General features: G+C 72.4%; 13 protein-coding genes. 5 read left to right on the forward strand and 8 right to left on the reverse strand.

Annotation, left to right across the window (positions count from 1 at the left end):
* The first annotated feature begins 226 nt into the window (after window positions 1-226).
* The gene (locus KBY19_RS24585) at window positions 227-676 is read left to right on the forward strand and encodes an SSI family serine proteinase inhibitor (RefSeq protein WP_307843609.1); all 450 of its coding nucleotides are present in this window, start codon (window positions 227-229) and stop codon (window positions 674-676) included.
* Window positions 677-721: 45 nt separating this feature from the next.
* On the opposite strand, the gene KBY19_RS24590 is transcribed toward KBY19_RS24585, so the two are convergent.
* On the reverse strand, window positions 722-1,858 hold the full coding sequence (locus KBY19_RS24590) for a TerD family protein (protein WP_247691379.1): 1,137 nt from the start codon (window positions 1,856-1,858) through the stop codon (window positions 722-724).
* The gene (locus tag KBY19_RS24595; RefSeq protein WP_307843610.1) at window positions 1,758-2,966 is read right to left on the reverse strand and encodes a DMT family transporter; all 1,209 of its coding nucleotides are present in this window, start codon (window positions 2,964-2,966) and stop codon (window positions 1,758-1,760) included. The genes KBY19_RS24590 and KBY19_RS24595 overlap by 101 nt, the downstream gene beginning before the upstream one ends.
* A gap of 288 nt (window positions 2,967-3,254) precedes the next feature.
* Here KBY19_RS24595 and KBY19_RS24600 point away from each other — a divergent pair, with 288 nt between their 5' ends.
* On the forward strand, window positions 3,255-3,884 hold the full coding sequence (locus KBY19_RS24600) for a TetR/AcrR family transcriptional regulator (RefSeq protein ID WP_221506344.1): 630 nt from the start codon (window positions 3,255-3,257) through the stop codon (window positions 3,882-3,884).
* Here KBY19_RS24600 and KBY19_RS24605 read toward each other — a convergent pair.
* Window positions 3,826-4,521, reverse strand: a complete 696-nt coding sequence (locus KBY19_RS24605; RefSeq protein WP_307843611.1) for a class I SAM-dependent methyltransferase — start codon at window positions 4,519-4,521, stop codon at window positions 3,826-3,828. The genes KBY19_RS24600 and KBY19_RS24605 overlap by 59 nt on opposite strands.
* Before the next feature lie 54 nt (window positions 4,522-4,575).
* On the opposite strand from KBY19_RS24605, the gene KBY19_RS24610 reads away from it, so the two are divergent.
* Entirely contained in the window at window positions 4,576-4,791 is a 216-nt protein-coding gene (locus tag KBY19_RS24610) for a hypothetical protein (RefSeq protein ID WP_099879428.1), read from the forward strand.
* 79 nt (window positions 4,792-4,870) lie between these two features.
* Entirely contained in the window at window positions 4,871-5,476 is a 606-nt protein-coding gene (locus KBY19_RS24615) for a DUF1648 domain-containing protein (protein ID WP_307843612.1), read from the forward strand.
* Here KBY19_RS24615 and KBY19_RS24620 read toward each other — a convergent pair.
* The 3 genes from KBY19_RS24620 to KBY19_RS24630 all read right to left on the reverse strand — a co-directional run bounded on the left by KBY19_RS24620 (window position 5,463) and on the right by KBY19_RS24630 (window position 10,532).
* On the reverse strand, window positions 5,463-7,007 hold the full coding sequence (locus KBY19_RS24620; protein WP_210956130.1) for an MFS transporter: 1,545 nt from the start codon (window positions 7,005-7,007) through the stop codon (window positions 5,463-5,465). The two genes, KBY19_RS24615 and KBY19_RS24620, sit on opposite strands and share 14 nt — an antisense overlap.
* Window positions 7,008-7,189: 182 nt before the next feature.
* Entirely contained in the window at window positions 7,190-8,458 is a 1,269-nt protein-coding gene (locus tag KBY19_RS24625) for a YeeE/YedE family protein (RefSeq protein WP_210966740.1), read from the reverse strand.
* Between the two features lie 418 nt (window positions 8,459-8,876).
* Window positions 8,877-10,532, reverse strand: coding sequence for a hypothetical protein (locus KBY19_RS24630; RefSeq protein ID WP_210966741.1), 1,656 nt, complete (start codon window positions 10,530-10,532; stop codon window positions 8,877-8,879).
* 402 nt (window positions 10,533-10,934) lie between these two features.
* Between KBY19_RS24630 and KBY19_RS24635 the strand changes: the two genes are divergently transcribed.
* Window positions 10,935-12,746, forward strand: a complete 1,812-nt coding sequence (locus tag KBY19_RS24635) for an endonuclease/exonuclease/phosphatase family protein (RefSeq protein WP_247691385.1) — start codon at window positions 10,935-10,937, stop codon at window positions 12,744-12,746.
* 117 nt (window positions 12,747-12,863) lie between these two features.
* Here the strand turns inward: KBY19_RS24635 and KBY19_RS24640 are convergent, their stop codons facing one another.
* Window positions 12,864-13,739 carry an EI24 domain-containing protein gene (locus KBY19_RS24640; protein ID WP_099879434.1) on the reverse strand — a complete coding sequence of 292 codons (876 nt, stop codon included), beginning with the start codon at window positions 13,737-13,739 and terminating at the stop codon, window positions 12,864-12,866.
* A gap of 68 nt (window positions 13,740-13,807) precedes the next feature.
* On the reverse strand, window positions 13,808-14,800 hold the full coding sequence (gene dapD, locus KBY19_RS24645) for a 2,3,4,5-tetrahydropyridine-2,6-dicarboxylate N-succinyltransferase (RefSeq protein WP_099879436.1): 993 nt from the start codon (window positions 14,798-14,800) through the stop codon (window positions 13,808-13,810).
* Between the last annotated feature and the right edge of the window lie 36 nt (window positions 14,801-14,836).

Here is a 14,836-nt window from a genome sequence, read left to right on the forward strand (position 1 = left end):
GTATTCATCCCTCGCGTGGAAAGGAGTCGCCATGTCGTCCAAGCGTCGGCGCAAGAAGAAGGCTCGTCGCAACAACGCGGCCAACCACGGCCGTCGGCCGCAGTCCTGAGTGCGGCTCCCCGCGTGCCGCACAGGCGCGCGGGGAGCCCACGGACTTCCGGCGCCGCGCGCATCCGCGATGCGGTGCGCCCCGTGTCCTCCCGCTGCCGGGCCTCGTTGAGAGGCCGTGAGCACTCGACTCCCTGCCCGGCACCTCGCCCGCACCGCTGTGGCCGCAGCCGCGCTGGCCGTGCCGCTGCTGATCTTCCAGCCCGCGCCCGTCGCCGGCGCCGCGAGCGCCCCCGCCGACGGCAAGCACGATCCCGGCCGCGACACCCAGGGCGTCTTCTTGACCATCTCCGGCTCGGAGAAATCCGCGATCCGGGGCGTCCTGCTGCAGTGCGAGCCGAGCCCGCGCGGGCGGCACCCGAAGGCCGCCGAGGCGTGTGCCGCGTTCGACAAGACCCGCGGCAACCTCGACGCACTGCCCGGCAAGCGCGGCCACTGCACCATGCAGCACGCCCCGGTGACCGTCGCCGCCCGCGGCAGCCACCGGGGGGAGGCCGTCAACTGGAAGAAGACCTTCCCCAACACCTGCGCCATGCGTCAGGCCACGGGTCCCGTCTTCGACTTCTGACCCTCGACCCGCGCCCCTGGCAGCGGATGCCGACGCGCCGTGGTGCTACAGCGCCGCGGCGCCCGGCTTGACCATGCCGCGCACCGTGCGCGAGTCGACGTACTGGCCGAGTGCCGTCATCTCCCACTCACCGGAGAACTGGCGGATGAACTTGGCCATCAGCACGCCGGTCCGCGATTCGGACTGGGTCAGGTCGTAGCGGACCAGTTCCCCGCCACTGGCGTCGAGCAGTCGGCAGTACGCCTTGGCGACGTCCGTGAACTTCTGACCGGAGAAGGAGTTCACGGTGAAGACCAGTCCCATCACCTCGGGCGGCAGGTCGCCGAGGTGGACTGTGATCACCTCGTCGTCCCCGGCGCCCTCGCCGGTGAGGTTGTCACCGGAGTGCTGGATGACGCCGCCCAGGATGGCCAGCTTGCCGAAGTAACAGGCGTCGATCTTCTTGCGGTTGGCGTCGTAGGCGATCACCGAGGCGTCGAGGTCGATGTCCTTCGCCCGCCTGCCGGCCCGGAAGACCGGCTCCCAGCCGAGCCCCATACGGACCGAGGTGAGCAGCGGGCGTCCTCCCTTGACCAGGGAAACCGTCTGGTTCTTCTGGAGGTTGACCCGGCCCTTGTCCAGGTTGATCTTCCCGGCACCCGCTGCGGCGGGGGCGGACGGAGCCGCGGGAGCGGACGGCGCCGACGGCGCGGCGGGGGCGGCAGCCGGGGGCGCCGGCGGGGCGGCGGGCGCCGTGGGGGCCGAGGGGGCGGTCGGGGCCGAGGGGGCGGTCGGAGCGGCGGGCTCCTCCACGTTCACGCCGAAGTCCGAGGCGATACCGCCCAGCCCGTTGGAGTACCCCTGTCCGACGGCCCGCACCTTCCAGGCGCCGTTCCTGCGGTAGACCTCCACCACCAGCAGTGCCGTTTCGGCACCCAGCTTCGGCGGGGTGAAGGTGGCGAGCACCGCGCCGGTCGCCGCGTCGCGGACCGTGGCGGTGGGCTCGGTGCCGGCGAAGGTGGCGCCGGGAGTATCGGGGCTCGCGGTGACGACGACCTTGTCGACGTCGGCGGGCACCGCGCCGGTCTCCACGGTGATGCTGTCAGTGGCACCGCTGCTGTGTGTCACGCCGGGAGCGGTGGGCTGGTTGTAGAAGACGAAATCGTCGTCCGAGCGGACCTTGCCCTCCGGGCTCAGCAGCAGGGCCGAGACGTCGAGTTTGCTGGGTGCGGTCACGTCCACCGCCACGCGCTGCGCGGTCAGCGGCAGATTGGAGCCGGGAGTCATTGCGGTCATGCCGGGAGTAACGAGCGGCCGCGCTTTGCGGTTCCTTTGCCGTGGCCGGTGTTTCCGCTGTGCACAGGGTCTTCACCGCCGGCGGGGTCGGCTCCGGGCACTTTCGGCTCGCGTACACCGTACGTGTACGTCGCGTACGTCGCGGACGCGCGCCCCGGGGCCGTACCGTCGCCGCCACCACTCCGGCGACGCACACCACCATGCCCAGCACGGCACCGGTACCCGGCGCCTCGCCGAACATGGCGTACGCCCACAGCAGCGTGGTCGGCGGAGTGAGGTAGATCAGCGCGCTGGTCCCCGTGACACCGTTGCGGCGCAGGCTCAGCCAGTAGAAGCCGTAACCGCCGACGGTGGAGAGCGCCACGACCCAGGCGACGGCGAACCAGAACGCGCCGGAGGCGGCCGGGGGCGCCGCGTGGCCGAGCCCTGCCGCGACCGCCGTGAAGACCAGGGCGCTCACGCCACAGTGCAGGGGCACCGCGTCGACGGAGGGCAGCTGGTGCCGGGCGCGGCGCTCCAGGAAGCTGGCGGCGAGCAGTCCGGCCATCCCGGCGAACGGCAGGGCGTACGCCCAGACCGGTGCCGCTCCGGGCGCCGCCAGGTCCTCGCGTACGACCAGCGCCACGCCGACGAGGCCGACGAGGAGCCCGCCCCACTGGCGCCGGGTGACCCGTTCGCCGAGCAGCGGCCCGGCCAGCGCCCCGGCGGCGAGTGGCTGGAGGGCGGCTATGAGTGCGGAGGTGCCGGAGGGAACGCCCAGGCCGACGGCCCACACGATGGAGCCGAGGTAGACACCTTGGGAGAGCAGTCCGATCGCCGCCTGCTCGGCGAGAGCGCGCGCCGGCAGCCGACGGCGGCGCCACAGCAGCCAGGCGCCGCCCAGCAGCGCCGTCGCGACGAGGAACCGCCACATCAGCAGGGTGTCGGCCGGGGCCTGCCGGGTGCCGAGTTCGGCACCGATGAAGCCGGAGCTCCACATGACGACGAGTCCGGCGGAGACGGTGGCGGAGGCCACGGGGGCCGGGAGGGACAGGGGTGGTGCCGGCACGGGAGAGCTCCTCGACGAGGGGTCGGATGAGGGATCAACAGTCCGCACGACCAGGTAGACCGATCGGTTTATCTGGCCGAGGGGTACAGTGAAGTAGACAGATCTGTTTACCGCAAGTGGTGCTGGTGGGCGGATCGGTGAGCCGGAGGTTCCGGCCCGGTCGGCCGAAGGGAGCCGGAGGCAGTGGGGACGAAGACGAAGAAGGAGCCGGAGACGGCGGCAGCGACAGCGGCGGGGCCGGGGGCGGCCACGCAGCTGACCCCGGGCGCCCGCAAGATCCTCGACGCGGCGAGCACCCTCTTCTACGAGCGCGGCATCACGGCAGTCGGCGTGGATCTGATCGCCAAGGAGGCGGGCACCACCAAGAAGACGCTCTACGACCGGTTCGGCGGCAAGGACGCGCTGATCACGGCATATCTGCACGAGCGCGATCTGCGCTGGCGCACCTGGCTGACCTCATGGGTGGACACGCACGCCGCCGGGACCCGAGCCCGGAGCGGAGCCGGGGAGCCGCTGCTGGCCACCTTCGACGCGCTCGCGGAGTGGATGCGGCAGCACAACCCGCGCGGCTGCGGTTTCGTCAACGCCGCCGCCGAACTCCCCGACCCCGCACACCCGGCGCGCCGCGTGATCACCGAGCAGAAACGCTGGCTGCGCGGCTATCTGTACGAGCTCTCGGTGGCCGCCGGTGCGCACGACCCCGACGAGCTGGCCGACGGGCTGGCGCTGCTGCACGAGGGCGCCGTGGTGCTGCGCGGCCTCTCCGTCGTCGACGACCCGGTCGGCGCCGCCCGCGCGCTGGCCGCGCAGACGCTGGAGCGCGCGCTCACCCCTCCGCGCGCCGCCGGGCCACCAGTTGCAGACACTCCGCCACATGGCCGTTGAGGGTGGGCGCCGTGCCGGTCCGCTCCTCGGCGACCGCGAAACCGTGGTCGTCCGGCAGCGCCCGCAGCCGGTCCGCCGGCAGATGCCGGAAGAGGCCGCCGTCCTCGGTGGTGAACGTGCCTCCCCCAGCCTTCGGCCGGGCGGTGCCCCCAGGGCTGTGCGGCGCGATCTGCTGGTGCTGCTCGTAGCGGGCCACGTTCCGCGTATCCCGCTGCGGGGGTACCTCGCCGACGTACAGCACTCCGCCGGGACGCAGCACCCGGACGAGCTCGGCCGGCGTCGCGCTCTGTGCCGCGTCGTCGGGCACACAGGTCAGGACGGCGAGCAGCAGCACGGCGTCGTAGGCGCCGTCCCGGTCGGGCAGCGGCAGCTCGCACTGGTGGTGGAGCGCCAGTCGGGGGTTCTCGCGCAACCCGCGCTCGATCATGGCGCGCGAGGGGTCGACGCCCACGACATGGGAGTACCCCGACTCGCCGAGCCGCGCCGTGAGCCGTCCGTACCCGCAGCCATGGTCCAGGACCCGCGCGGTGGGCGGCCGGCAGGTCGGGGGCGAGGCAGTGCGTGAACGTCTTCGTCGCACCGTCGGCCTCCCAGGAGCCGTGCACATCATGACGGGCACCAGCCATGGCCGGGCCATACCCCCGCCGGACCCCGAGGTGCATCGGGGCGGTGGCTGACGCAGCCTGGAGACATGAGTGCGCTCGTCGTCGTCCACCCTCCCGCTCCCGGCGGCGGTCGCCGTGTCACCGCGCACGGCGAGACGCTGGGGACGGCCTACGGGCTGACCGACCTGATCGAGTACCTTGCCGGCGCAGGCCTGGACATCGCCACCGTCGACCTCTACGACGACGCGGTCATCGAGTGGCAGGGCGGCAACCACCTGGTCTGGGGCCGCGAGGCGGAGTGAGCGCGGGGCCACCGGGAAGAAGAGCGCACAGGCGACGGCGCACAGGCGACGGCGCACAGGCGACAAGGGGAGGCGAGCAGTGCGCGGGCACGGGGAGACGGACCGGGGCGCGGGCGGCGACCACAGCAGCGGCAGCCGGGCGGCAGCACGGCCGGCCTTCCCATGGCTGTGGCTGATACCGGGGCTGCTGGTGCTGGTGGGACTCCTGCTGTGGGGGATGGTGGTCTATCCGCACCTGCCGGAGAAGGTGCCGCAGCACTTCGGCAGCGACGGCGTCGACAGATACGCGGACAAGTCGGTGGCCACCGTCTTCGTACCCGTCTTCGTCCACGCGGGAGCGCTGGCGCTGCTGGCCGGCACGGCATACGGCACGCTGCGCATCACGCCGCTGTCCGAACTGCCGCCGGGGCGACAGGTTTCGAGCCTGGTCAACCGGCCGAAGACCGCCGAGGGGGCCCGGCGCGGCGCCCGGGCGCAGCTCTTCCTCGGGTTCTGCCTGGGGCTGACGCTGGCCGTCGCCTGCACGGTGATGTGGAGCACCGCGCCCCAGAAGCAGGGCGAGCAGCCGACCGTGACGCTCGTCCTCGCCCTGCTGCCGGTCGCCCTCGGTACGCTCGCCGTTGTGGTGACGGCCCTACGGGACCGGGCCCATGACCCCGGCCGGGCGCGGCCTACCGCCGGCTGACGCCCTGCGCCTCCTGCATGCCCCGCAGGTCGCGGCTGGTGGAGATCAGCTCCTTGGCCTCCTGCTCCGTGCTGACCATGGGCTGCGAGCCGTGCAGCGGGACCCCCGCGGTCTCCGGCATGAAGCGGACGGCGAGCAGACCGATCAGTCCGCTGACGATCAGATAGCAGCCGGGCACCAGGTTGTTGCCCGTCGCGCTGACGAGGCTCTCGGTGACCAGCGGCGTGGTGCCGCCGAAGGCGGCGACGGAGAAGTTGAAGCCGATGCCCATGGCGGCGTAGCGCACGCTGGTGGGGAAGAGCGCGGGCAGCGTCGCAGCCGACGGTGCGGCGAACCCGGCCAGCAGCGTGGCCAGGATGAGCACGCCCAGCGCGGGCAGCAGCCAGCCGTCCGAACGCAGCAGCATGAACGCGGGGACGGCCAGCACGATCTGGCCGACGGCCGCCCAGCGGTAGACCGGACGCCGGCCGACGTGGTCGCTCAGCCGGCCGATGAAGGTGATCAGCAGCACCACCCACACCATGCCGACCAGCACCAGCACATCGGCGGTGGTGCCCTCCCGGCCCAGCACTTCCGTCTGGTACGTCGGCAGATAGCCGGTGACCATGTAGTTGGTCACGTTGTAGAGCAGCACCAGGCCGACGCAGATCAGCAACGGCTCCCAGTGCCGGCGCAGGATGGTGCGGAACTCGTGCCGCTCGGCCTCCCGCTCGGCGACGGCGTGCTCGTGCTCGTCCAACTGCTGCTGGAACGCCGGGGACTCCTCCAGCTTGAGCCGCATGTACAGGCCGATCAGCCCCAGCGGTCCGGCGATCAGGAACGGAATGCGCCAGCCCCAGGCGAGCATCTGGCTGTCGGACAGCGCGAGGTTGAGCCCGGTCACCAGGACCGAGCCGAGCGCGTATCCGACGAAGGTGCCGAAGTCGAGCCAGCTCCCGAGGAATCCGCGCCTGCGGTCGGGCGAGAACTCCGCGATGAAGGTGGTGGCGCCGCCGTACTCACCGCCGGTGGAGAAGCCCTGCAGCATGCGTGCGAGCAGCAGGAGGATGGGTGCCGCGATGCCGATGGTGGCGTAGCTGGGGATGAAGCCGATCAGGAAGGTGCCGAACGCCATCAGGATCATCGTCGCGGCGAGCACCTTCTGGCGCCCCAGCTTGTCGCCGAGCGGCCCGAAGAAGAGCCCGCCCAGCGGACGGACGACGAAGGCGGCGGCGAAGGTCGCGAACGAGGCCAGCAGTTGCGCCGCGTCGGAGGCGTTCGGGTAGAAGACCTCGCCGATGGTGGCGGCCAGATAGCTGTAGACGCCGAAGTCGAACCACTCCATGCAGTTGCCGAGCGCGGAGGCGCTGACCGCCCGCTTGAGCATGGGCTCCTCGACGACCTGCACATCCTCCCTGGTGAAGGGGCTGCCTTTGCGACGCAGCCGGTGCGCCAGTTCGTCGCGGACCTGGTGGGGCAGCTCGGCGACCGCCTGCGGAACGTGCCCGGCCGTCGCCTTGCCCCCCGGCCGGCGCTCGGGGCTCTCTGTCACGTCGGCATTCACACCCTTTGTTCCGTATAGCCGGAAAGGCCGGATCTGCTCGATCGTACGGAAAGGCCGGAGCGGATCCCGGCAGCGGGTTACCGGACTCGCCGCGCCTCACACGAGTCCGGTCCCGCCACACACGAACCACGCCTTGGCGGCCTGTCAGGATGCACGCCGGGGTGCGCGCGTCAGCACACGCCGTCGCCCGGCTTCGGATTGGTCAGCCCGGCATACGGGCGCAGCCGCAGCCCGACCCAGGTGCCCGCCAGCGCGGTGGCGCCCCAGATCCAGCCGTGCAGGCTGCCGGAGGCGATACCCGCCAGGTAGGCGCCGATGTTGCAGCCGCCCGCCAGCCGGGCGCCGATCCCCATCAGGATCCCGCCGAGCACCGCAGCACCCGCCGTCCGCCAGGCAACACCCTTGTGCAGCGTCCACACCCCGCCGGCTGCTGCCGCGACGGCCGCGCCGATCATGATGCCGAAGTCGGTGAGGCTGGTCTTGTCGGCCAGCACCGAGCCGGCCAGCGCCTTGGCGTTCTGCGGCTCCTGCCAGTACGCCCAGCTCTCCGGGGAGCCGCCCAGCGCGCCCGTGATCTTGCTGCCCCACAGGGTGAACGCACTGGTAACACCCCAGGCACCGCCCGAGACGAGCAGCACGGCGGCGCCCAGCACGGCGAGCACCAGGGCACCGGCCGCCAGCGGCCAGGAGCCCCGTACGACGCGGGCGAGCGTCCCGCGCGCGGTCGGCGGCACCCCCACCGGCGGCGGGTTGCGCCGGGCCTGCACCCGCCGGGTGCCCAGGACGACCAGCGCGAGCAGCGCGAGCGTGACCGCGAGGGAGCCCGGCCGGCCCACGTGGTCGGAGAGGAGCACCGGGTCGAGGGCGGGCAGGTCCCTCCAGAGTCCGTACTGCCACGCGGCGAGCGTGGAGCCGACGACGAAGCCGCCGAGCGTCAGCACGATGGTGCTCTGTCCGGAGCCGACGGCGAACAGCGTGCCCGAGGCGCAGGCGCCGCCGAGTTGCATGCCGATGCCGAAGAGGAAGGCCCCCAGCAGCAGCCCGGCACCGAGCGGTCCCCCGCTGGGCGCGGGAGCCGAACCGAACAGACCGGTGCCGGTCCCGAGGACGAGCGTGAACAAGGTGGCGGTCGTACCGAGCAGCAGTGCGTGGGCCCGCAGCCCGGTGCCGTTGCCGACGGCGATCAACTGCCGCCAGGCGGAGGTGAATCCGAACCGGGAGTGGAAGAGCCCGACACCGAGGCCGATGCCGAGCAGTAGCAGGACACCGGGTTCGGCGCCGTGCGCCGACCACACATATCCGGTCAGTGCCAGCCCGAGCGCCAGCGCGACAGCGAGTGGCAGCCATCGCACGGCGGGCGCGGCGGGCGCGGGCGCGGAGGTCGGGGCGGGAGCCGGCAGCGTGGCGCGGGGGTTGTCAGGGGGAGCAGCGGTCGTCACAGGTGTCTCCGTGCGAGTACGAGCGGAAAAGGGCACGGCGACGGCGGGCTCTCACAATGCGGACGCGTCCTGGACAGGTCAGGCTGCGCAGGGGGCCGCGCCGTCAGCGGTACGGGCGGCGACAGAGCGCGTCGTCGACGCTCCACGCGGTGGCCGCGAAGAGCGTGAGGGCGAGCGCCAGCAGGCACGCGGGTCCGGACATGCGTGCAACGGTAAACGAAGTGACTGGTTCCGCACTGCACCGTCCCGCAGAACGAGACGGGCGCTGAGACCGCCTGAGACGGACACCGAGACGGGACGGGACCGGTACGGCGACGGCCCGGCTCGCGAGGCCGCCGGTGCGGCTATCGGTCGGGCGGCCCGGCTCCCGCAGCGGGGCGCCCCCGGCTCCCGCCGGGGGCGCCCCCACCCCTCCGCCTCAGCGGGAGCGGGCTTTGAAAGCGGCTTTGCGGGCGTCCTTGGCGACCCCCTTGTCGGGATGCACCCGCCCCATGGTCTCCAGCACGTCCCCGGTGGCCGGGTGCTCCACCCGCCACGCCTTGTCGAAGAACCCGGCGTGCTGATCGACCAGGTCCCGCACCAGCTCGCGCAGTTCGTCGGGCTCGCCGGCGGTCGCGACCTGCGCGGCGATGGTGTCGATCGTGAGCCAGAACACCATCTCCTCGTCCGGCTGCGGCACATCGGCCGCCCCGCGCTCGGCGAGCCAGACCCGCGCGAGCCCGCCCAGCTGCCGGTCCTCCAGCACCTCCCGCAGTGCGGGCTCGGCCTCCGGCCCGGCGAGCGAGAGTGCCTGCTGGCAGGCGAGCCGGCGGACGGGCGCGGCCTCGTCGGTGCCGCGCGCGGCCGCCAACAGCTCACGGGCGGCAGCCGCCGTGCCACCGGCACCCTCCGCCTCCTCGGCGGTCGCTCGGGCCGCGAACCAGGTCTCGATCTCGCTGCGCGCGTTCTCCTCCGTGTAGACCGGCAGGGCGGCGAGCAGCTTGTCGGCCCCGGCGTCGGCGAGGTCGCCGACCGCGGGTACGTCCAGGCCGGCCTCCCGCATCCGCTCACGTACGCCGTACAGACCGAGCGGGGTGAGCCGCACCATGCCGTAGCGGGTGACGTCTTCCTCGTCGAGGTCGGCGCCGTCGGCGCTCAAGTCGTCGGCGCCGGGCGCCTCTTCACCCTCGGCGGCCTCGCGGGTGAGGGCCTCGTCCACCGGCTGGTAGGCGACCAGCCCGGTCGGCTCCAGCATGCGGAACTGCTCGTCCAGCCGCATCATCGCCGTCGAGACCTCTTCCAGCACCTCGTCGGTCGGCTCCTCCATGCCGTCGGGCACGGTCATCGAGGCGGCCAGCACGGGCAGCGGCACCATGGAGCCCGCGGCGACGGCGGGATCGGTCGCGGTGAGCAGATAGAGGTTGCCGAGGGCGCTGTCGAGCGCCTCGGCCTCCTCCTCCGGGTTCCAGTCCATGGCGTCGAGGTCGATGGCGTCCGGGTCGATCTCGCCGTTCTCGCCGATCGCGCCCTCGATACCGCCCAGCAGCTCCTCGAAGCTGGGCGTCGCGGCGTCCGCGAGCACCGTGTCCAGGCCGGTGCGCCACAGTTCGAGGATCTCGTCGGGGGCGGGCACGGAGCCACCGGAGCCGCCGGTCAGACCGTCGAACTCCTCGTCCGGTGTGGCGACGCCCACCGGTTCGTCGCTGCTGGGGGCGGTCTCGTCGCCGGTTGCCGCAGCGCTTGCGCCTGCGCCTGCCTCTTCGGCTGCTTCCTCGTCCGCTTCATCGTCGTCCGCGTCCTCGTCGACGACCAACAGCCCGGTGTCCACGGCGAAGTTCCACGCGTCGGCGGCGAGTGCCGGAGCCTCCTCGTCCTCCGTCAGGCCCAGGTGCGCGGCGGCCTCCTTCAGCTGCTGGGAGAGGAGTTCACCGCCCGCGCCCACCGGGATGCCCGCGCCCGCGGAGCCGGCCGCGCGCGCCCAGCGGGTCAGCTCCACAGCGCGCGCCAGCAGCGGTGCGGCCAGTGCGTCCCGTGCCAGTTCGGCATCGGAGGGCAGCCGTACGGGCGGCAGGGTGGGACGGTCGTCACCGGTCATGTGCGGGTTCATCTCCTACGGGTCCTACGGATTGCCGGACGGTGCGGGGACCCAGCGTAGACGGGTTCTGTCCCCGGGTGCCCGAATCGTGCACCAGGCACGTAACAGGGCGGCGGCCCATCGGACCCCCAAGCTGTCACGACCTTGACAACTGCCGTTGGCCCGCCATGCTTTACGCGCGTAGAGAATGCCCACGCAAGTGACCCCCCGCGCAGAGACGTCCGTGTTCCCCACGTACTTCGGAGGCCTTCCGTGCCGTCCCGTTCGCCGTCCCCCTCAGCGTCCTCCTCGGCGTCCTCCTCGGCGTCCTCCTCGGCGCCCCTGTCAGCGTCTCCCTCTCCGTCGCGTCCGGCCAGGAGTGCGGCGCTGACCGTCGCCGCCGTCTGCTCCACGCTGCTCGTACTGCCGGCCTCGACAGGAGCGGCGGCCTCTCCCGACGCCGCGGAATCCGCGACGGCCCCGCGTATCCATGACATACAGGGCAGAACCCGGCTGTCCCCACTGGCCGGGCAGAGCGTCGCCGATGTCCCCGGAATCGTCACGGGAGTACGGGACTTCGGAGGATCGCGGGGCTTCTGGCTCCAGGATCCGCGCCCCGACCGCGACCGTGCGACCAGCGAGGGGATCTTCGTCTACACCGGGGGCGAGAGCCCCGGCGTCTCGCCGGGAGACGCGCTGCGTGTGAGCGGAAAGGTCAAGGAGTACTACCCGGGCGGCAAGGAGGCGGGCAACCAGTCGGTCACCGAACTGGTCGACGCGTCCTGGCAGCCGGCGGATCGCCTCTCCTCCGGCGCGCCGTCCGGCACGCTCCCGCGCGCCGTGCGGCTCACCCCGCACTCGGTCCCCGAGGCGTACGCGCCCGACGCGGGCGGGGGCAGCATCGAGGACCGTACGCTGCGGCCGAACCGGTACGCGCTGGACCGCTACGAGTCGCTGGAGGGCATGCGGGTGGCCGTCCGTGATGTACGGGTCACCGGGCCCACCTCCGCCTATCACGACCTGTGGGTGACCACCGACCCGAAGCAGAACCCCACCCCGCGCGGCGGCACCCTCTACGGCTCCTACCAGGACCAGAACGGGGCCCGGCTGAAGGTCTCCTCGCTGCTCCCGCTGGACGAGCACCCCTTCCCCGCGGCGGATGTGGGCGACGAGCTGCGCGGCACCACCGAAGGACCGCTGGACTTCGAGCAGTACGGCGGCTACACGCTGCGCGCCAACACGCTGGGCGAGCACCGGGACAACGGCCTGAAGCGCGAGCGGACCCGCAAGCAGCGCCGGAACGAGCTGGCGGTGGCGACCTACAACGTCGAGAACCTCTCCCCCAAGTCGGCGCCCGCCAAGTTCGAGCGGCTGGCCGAGGGGCTGGTCACCAACCTCTCCTCGCCCGACATCGTCACCGTCGAGGAGGTCCAGGACGACACCGGGCCCACGGACGACAGCACGGTCGGCGCCGGCAAGACCCTCACCATGCTGACCGACGCGATCCGGAAGGCGGGCGGCCCCTCCTACCAGTGGCGCCAGATCGATCCGGCGGACAAGGCCGACGGCGGCCAGCCCGGCGGCAACATCCGCGTCGCCTTCCTCTACAACCCTGAGCGCGTCTCCTTCACCGACCGCCCCGGCGGCGACACGACCACCCCCGTGCAGGTCGTGAAGGAGGGCGGCAAACCCGCACTCTCCGCCTCACCGGCCCGGATCGCGCCGCAGGACCCCGCGTGGAAGGCCAGTCGCAAGCCGCTGGCCGGCGAGTTCCGCTTCCAGGGCCGTACGGTCTTCGTGGTCGCCAACCACTTCAGCTCCAAGGGCGGCGGCGACCTCGACGGTGACCAGCCGCTGGAGGGCCGGTTCCAGCCGCCCGCCCGGCACTCGGAGCCGCAGCGCGTGAAGCAGGCCGAGCTGCTCAACCGCTTCGTGCGGGACATCCGGGCCATCGACCCGAAGGCCGCCATCGTGGCGGGCGGCGACTTCAACGACTTCCCGTTCTCACCCGCGCTCAAGACGCTGCGCTCGGGCCGCGCGTTGACCAGCCCGATGAACCAGCTGCCCGCCGACGAGCGCTACGGCTACGTCTTCAACGGCAACTCGCAGACCCTGGACCACCTGCTGACCAGCCCGGGCGCCGGCCGGGCCGAGTACGACATCGTCCACATCAACTCCGAGTTCGCCGACCAGACCAGCGACCACGATCCCTCGGTGGTCCGGCTCCGCCGGTGACCCGCGCCCCGAAGGGCGCGGGGAACTGCGCGAGCGACCCGGGGGTACCTCCCGGCCGGAGGCTGGGGGAGCACCGCAAGCCGCGAGTTCGCCCGGACCCGCAACGGCGAAACGGCGTCAGGCCCGCCCCGTTGGTCCGTACCCAGGCGGCGCCGGGGGCTGCCCGTACGGCGCAGCGGGCTGCCCCGGCGTACCGTACGCGGGCTGCGGCCCTCCGTAAGGTGCGGGGCCACCCGCGGCGCCCGGCGCGGGCCGCGCCCCCACAAGGTCCCGCACCAACAGCGTCGCCCCCGCGACAGCGCCCGGCATCAGGGGGACGGCCAGCAGCGGCACCAGGAAGGCCAGCACCAGTGGCACACCGAAGCCGAGCGCGAGCGCCTTGCGCCGCCGCAGCATCACCAGCCGCTCCCGCACCGGAACGCCCCGGCGCTGCAGCGCGACGGAGGCCAGCTCCAGGGTGAGGAAGAAGCCGGAGACGCAGAATCCGAGCACCGGCACGACGGTCTGGCCGATCAGCGGGACGAAGCCGAGGAAGAACAGCGGGATCGTCAACAGCAGCGTCCGGAACAGGACGAAGACGCTGTCGCACAGCGCGGTCCACAGCTCCCGCCACAGCGGCTGGTCGACCGTGCCCTCGGGCAACCCGCCCTCGCTCTGCTCCACATGTTCGGAGAGCTTCTCGTAGAAGGGCTCACCGATCAGCAGCGTGACGGCGGCGAAGGTCACCACGGCCAGCATCAGCACGCCGACCCACAGCATGACGGCGAAGACACCCCGGGTCAGTGCCCGTCCGGTCGAGCCCCAGTCGTCCGCGAAGGGCGTGGCCCAGGCGGCGATGTCGTCGGCGTAGAACCCGAGCGCTGTCAGGGCCGCCGCGTACAGGACGAGGGTGATCAGCGCGGGCAACAGCCCGAACCCGAACCACCGTCCGTGGGCGAGCACCCATCGCTGTCCCTGCCCCAAGTACCGCAGTCCGGCCCCAAGATCACGCATGCCCGTAAGCCTATGGCCTACGGGCATGCGTCGGGACGGCCACTACCGGCACCCTCCCGATCGGTTGCTCAGTTGTGACTGTGCAGCGCCTCGTTCAGCCCGCCCCAGGAGCCGCTGCGCTGCAGGGCCTCGACGGCGCCGGTGACCGAGTTGCGGCGGAAGAGCAGGTTGTTGGCACCGGACAGCTCCAGGGCCTTGACGACCTTCCCGTCCGGGAGGGTGACGCGGGTACCGGCCGTGACGTAGAGACCGGCCTCCACCACGGAGTCGTCGCCGAGCGAGATCCCGATGCCCGCCTCGGCGCCGATCAGGCAGCGCTCCCCGATGGAGATGACCTGCTTGCCGCCGCCGGAGAGAGTGCCCATGATCGAGGCGCCGCCGCCCAGGTCGGTGCCGTCGCCGAGGACGACGCCCGCGCTGATCCGGCCCTCGACCATGGAGGTGCCCAGGGTGCCGGCGTTGAAGTTGCAGAAGCCCTCGTGCATCACCGTGGTGCCCTCGGCCAGGTGCGCGCCGAGGCGGACCCGGTCGGCGTCACCGATGCGCACGCCCTTGGGCACGACGTAGTCGGTCATCCGCGGGAACTTGTCCACGCTGGTCACGGTCAGCTGCGCACCCGAGGCACGGGCGGCGAGCCGCACCTCTTCGACCTTGTCCACCGGCACGGGGCCCAGGTTGGTCCAGGCGACATTGGCCAGATGGGCGAACTGCCCTTCCAGGCTCAGCCCGTGCGGCTTGACCAGCCGGTGGCTGAGCAGGTGGAGCCGCAGATAGACGTCGTGCGCGTCCAGCGGCTTGTCGTCCAGCGAGGAGATGACCGTCCGGACGGCCACGACCTCGACCCCGCGGCGGGGGTCTTCACCGAGGGCCTGCGGCGCGCTCTCGCCGAGCAGCTGCGCGGCGCGCTCGGGGCTCAGCCGCTCGCTGCCGGCGGGACCGGGCTCGTCGACGAGCTCCGGCCGCGGAAACCAGGTGTCCAGTACGGTGCCCCCGGCGGCGACGGTGGCGAGCCCGACGGCGACGGCGCCGGTGGTGCGGGAAGAGGTGGGTGCTTCGGTCATACCTCGAACGCTATCCGGACTCGGCCTGCGATGACG

The sequence above is a fragment of the Streptomyces sp. B15 genome (assembly GCF_018070605.1).
Lineage (GTDB): Bacteria > Actinomycetota > Actinomycetes > Streptomycetales > Streptomycetaceae > Streptomyces > Streptomyces smyrnaeus.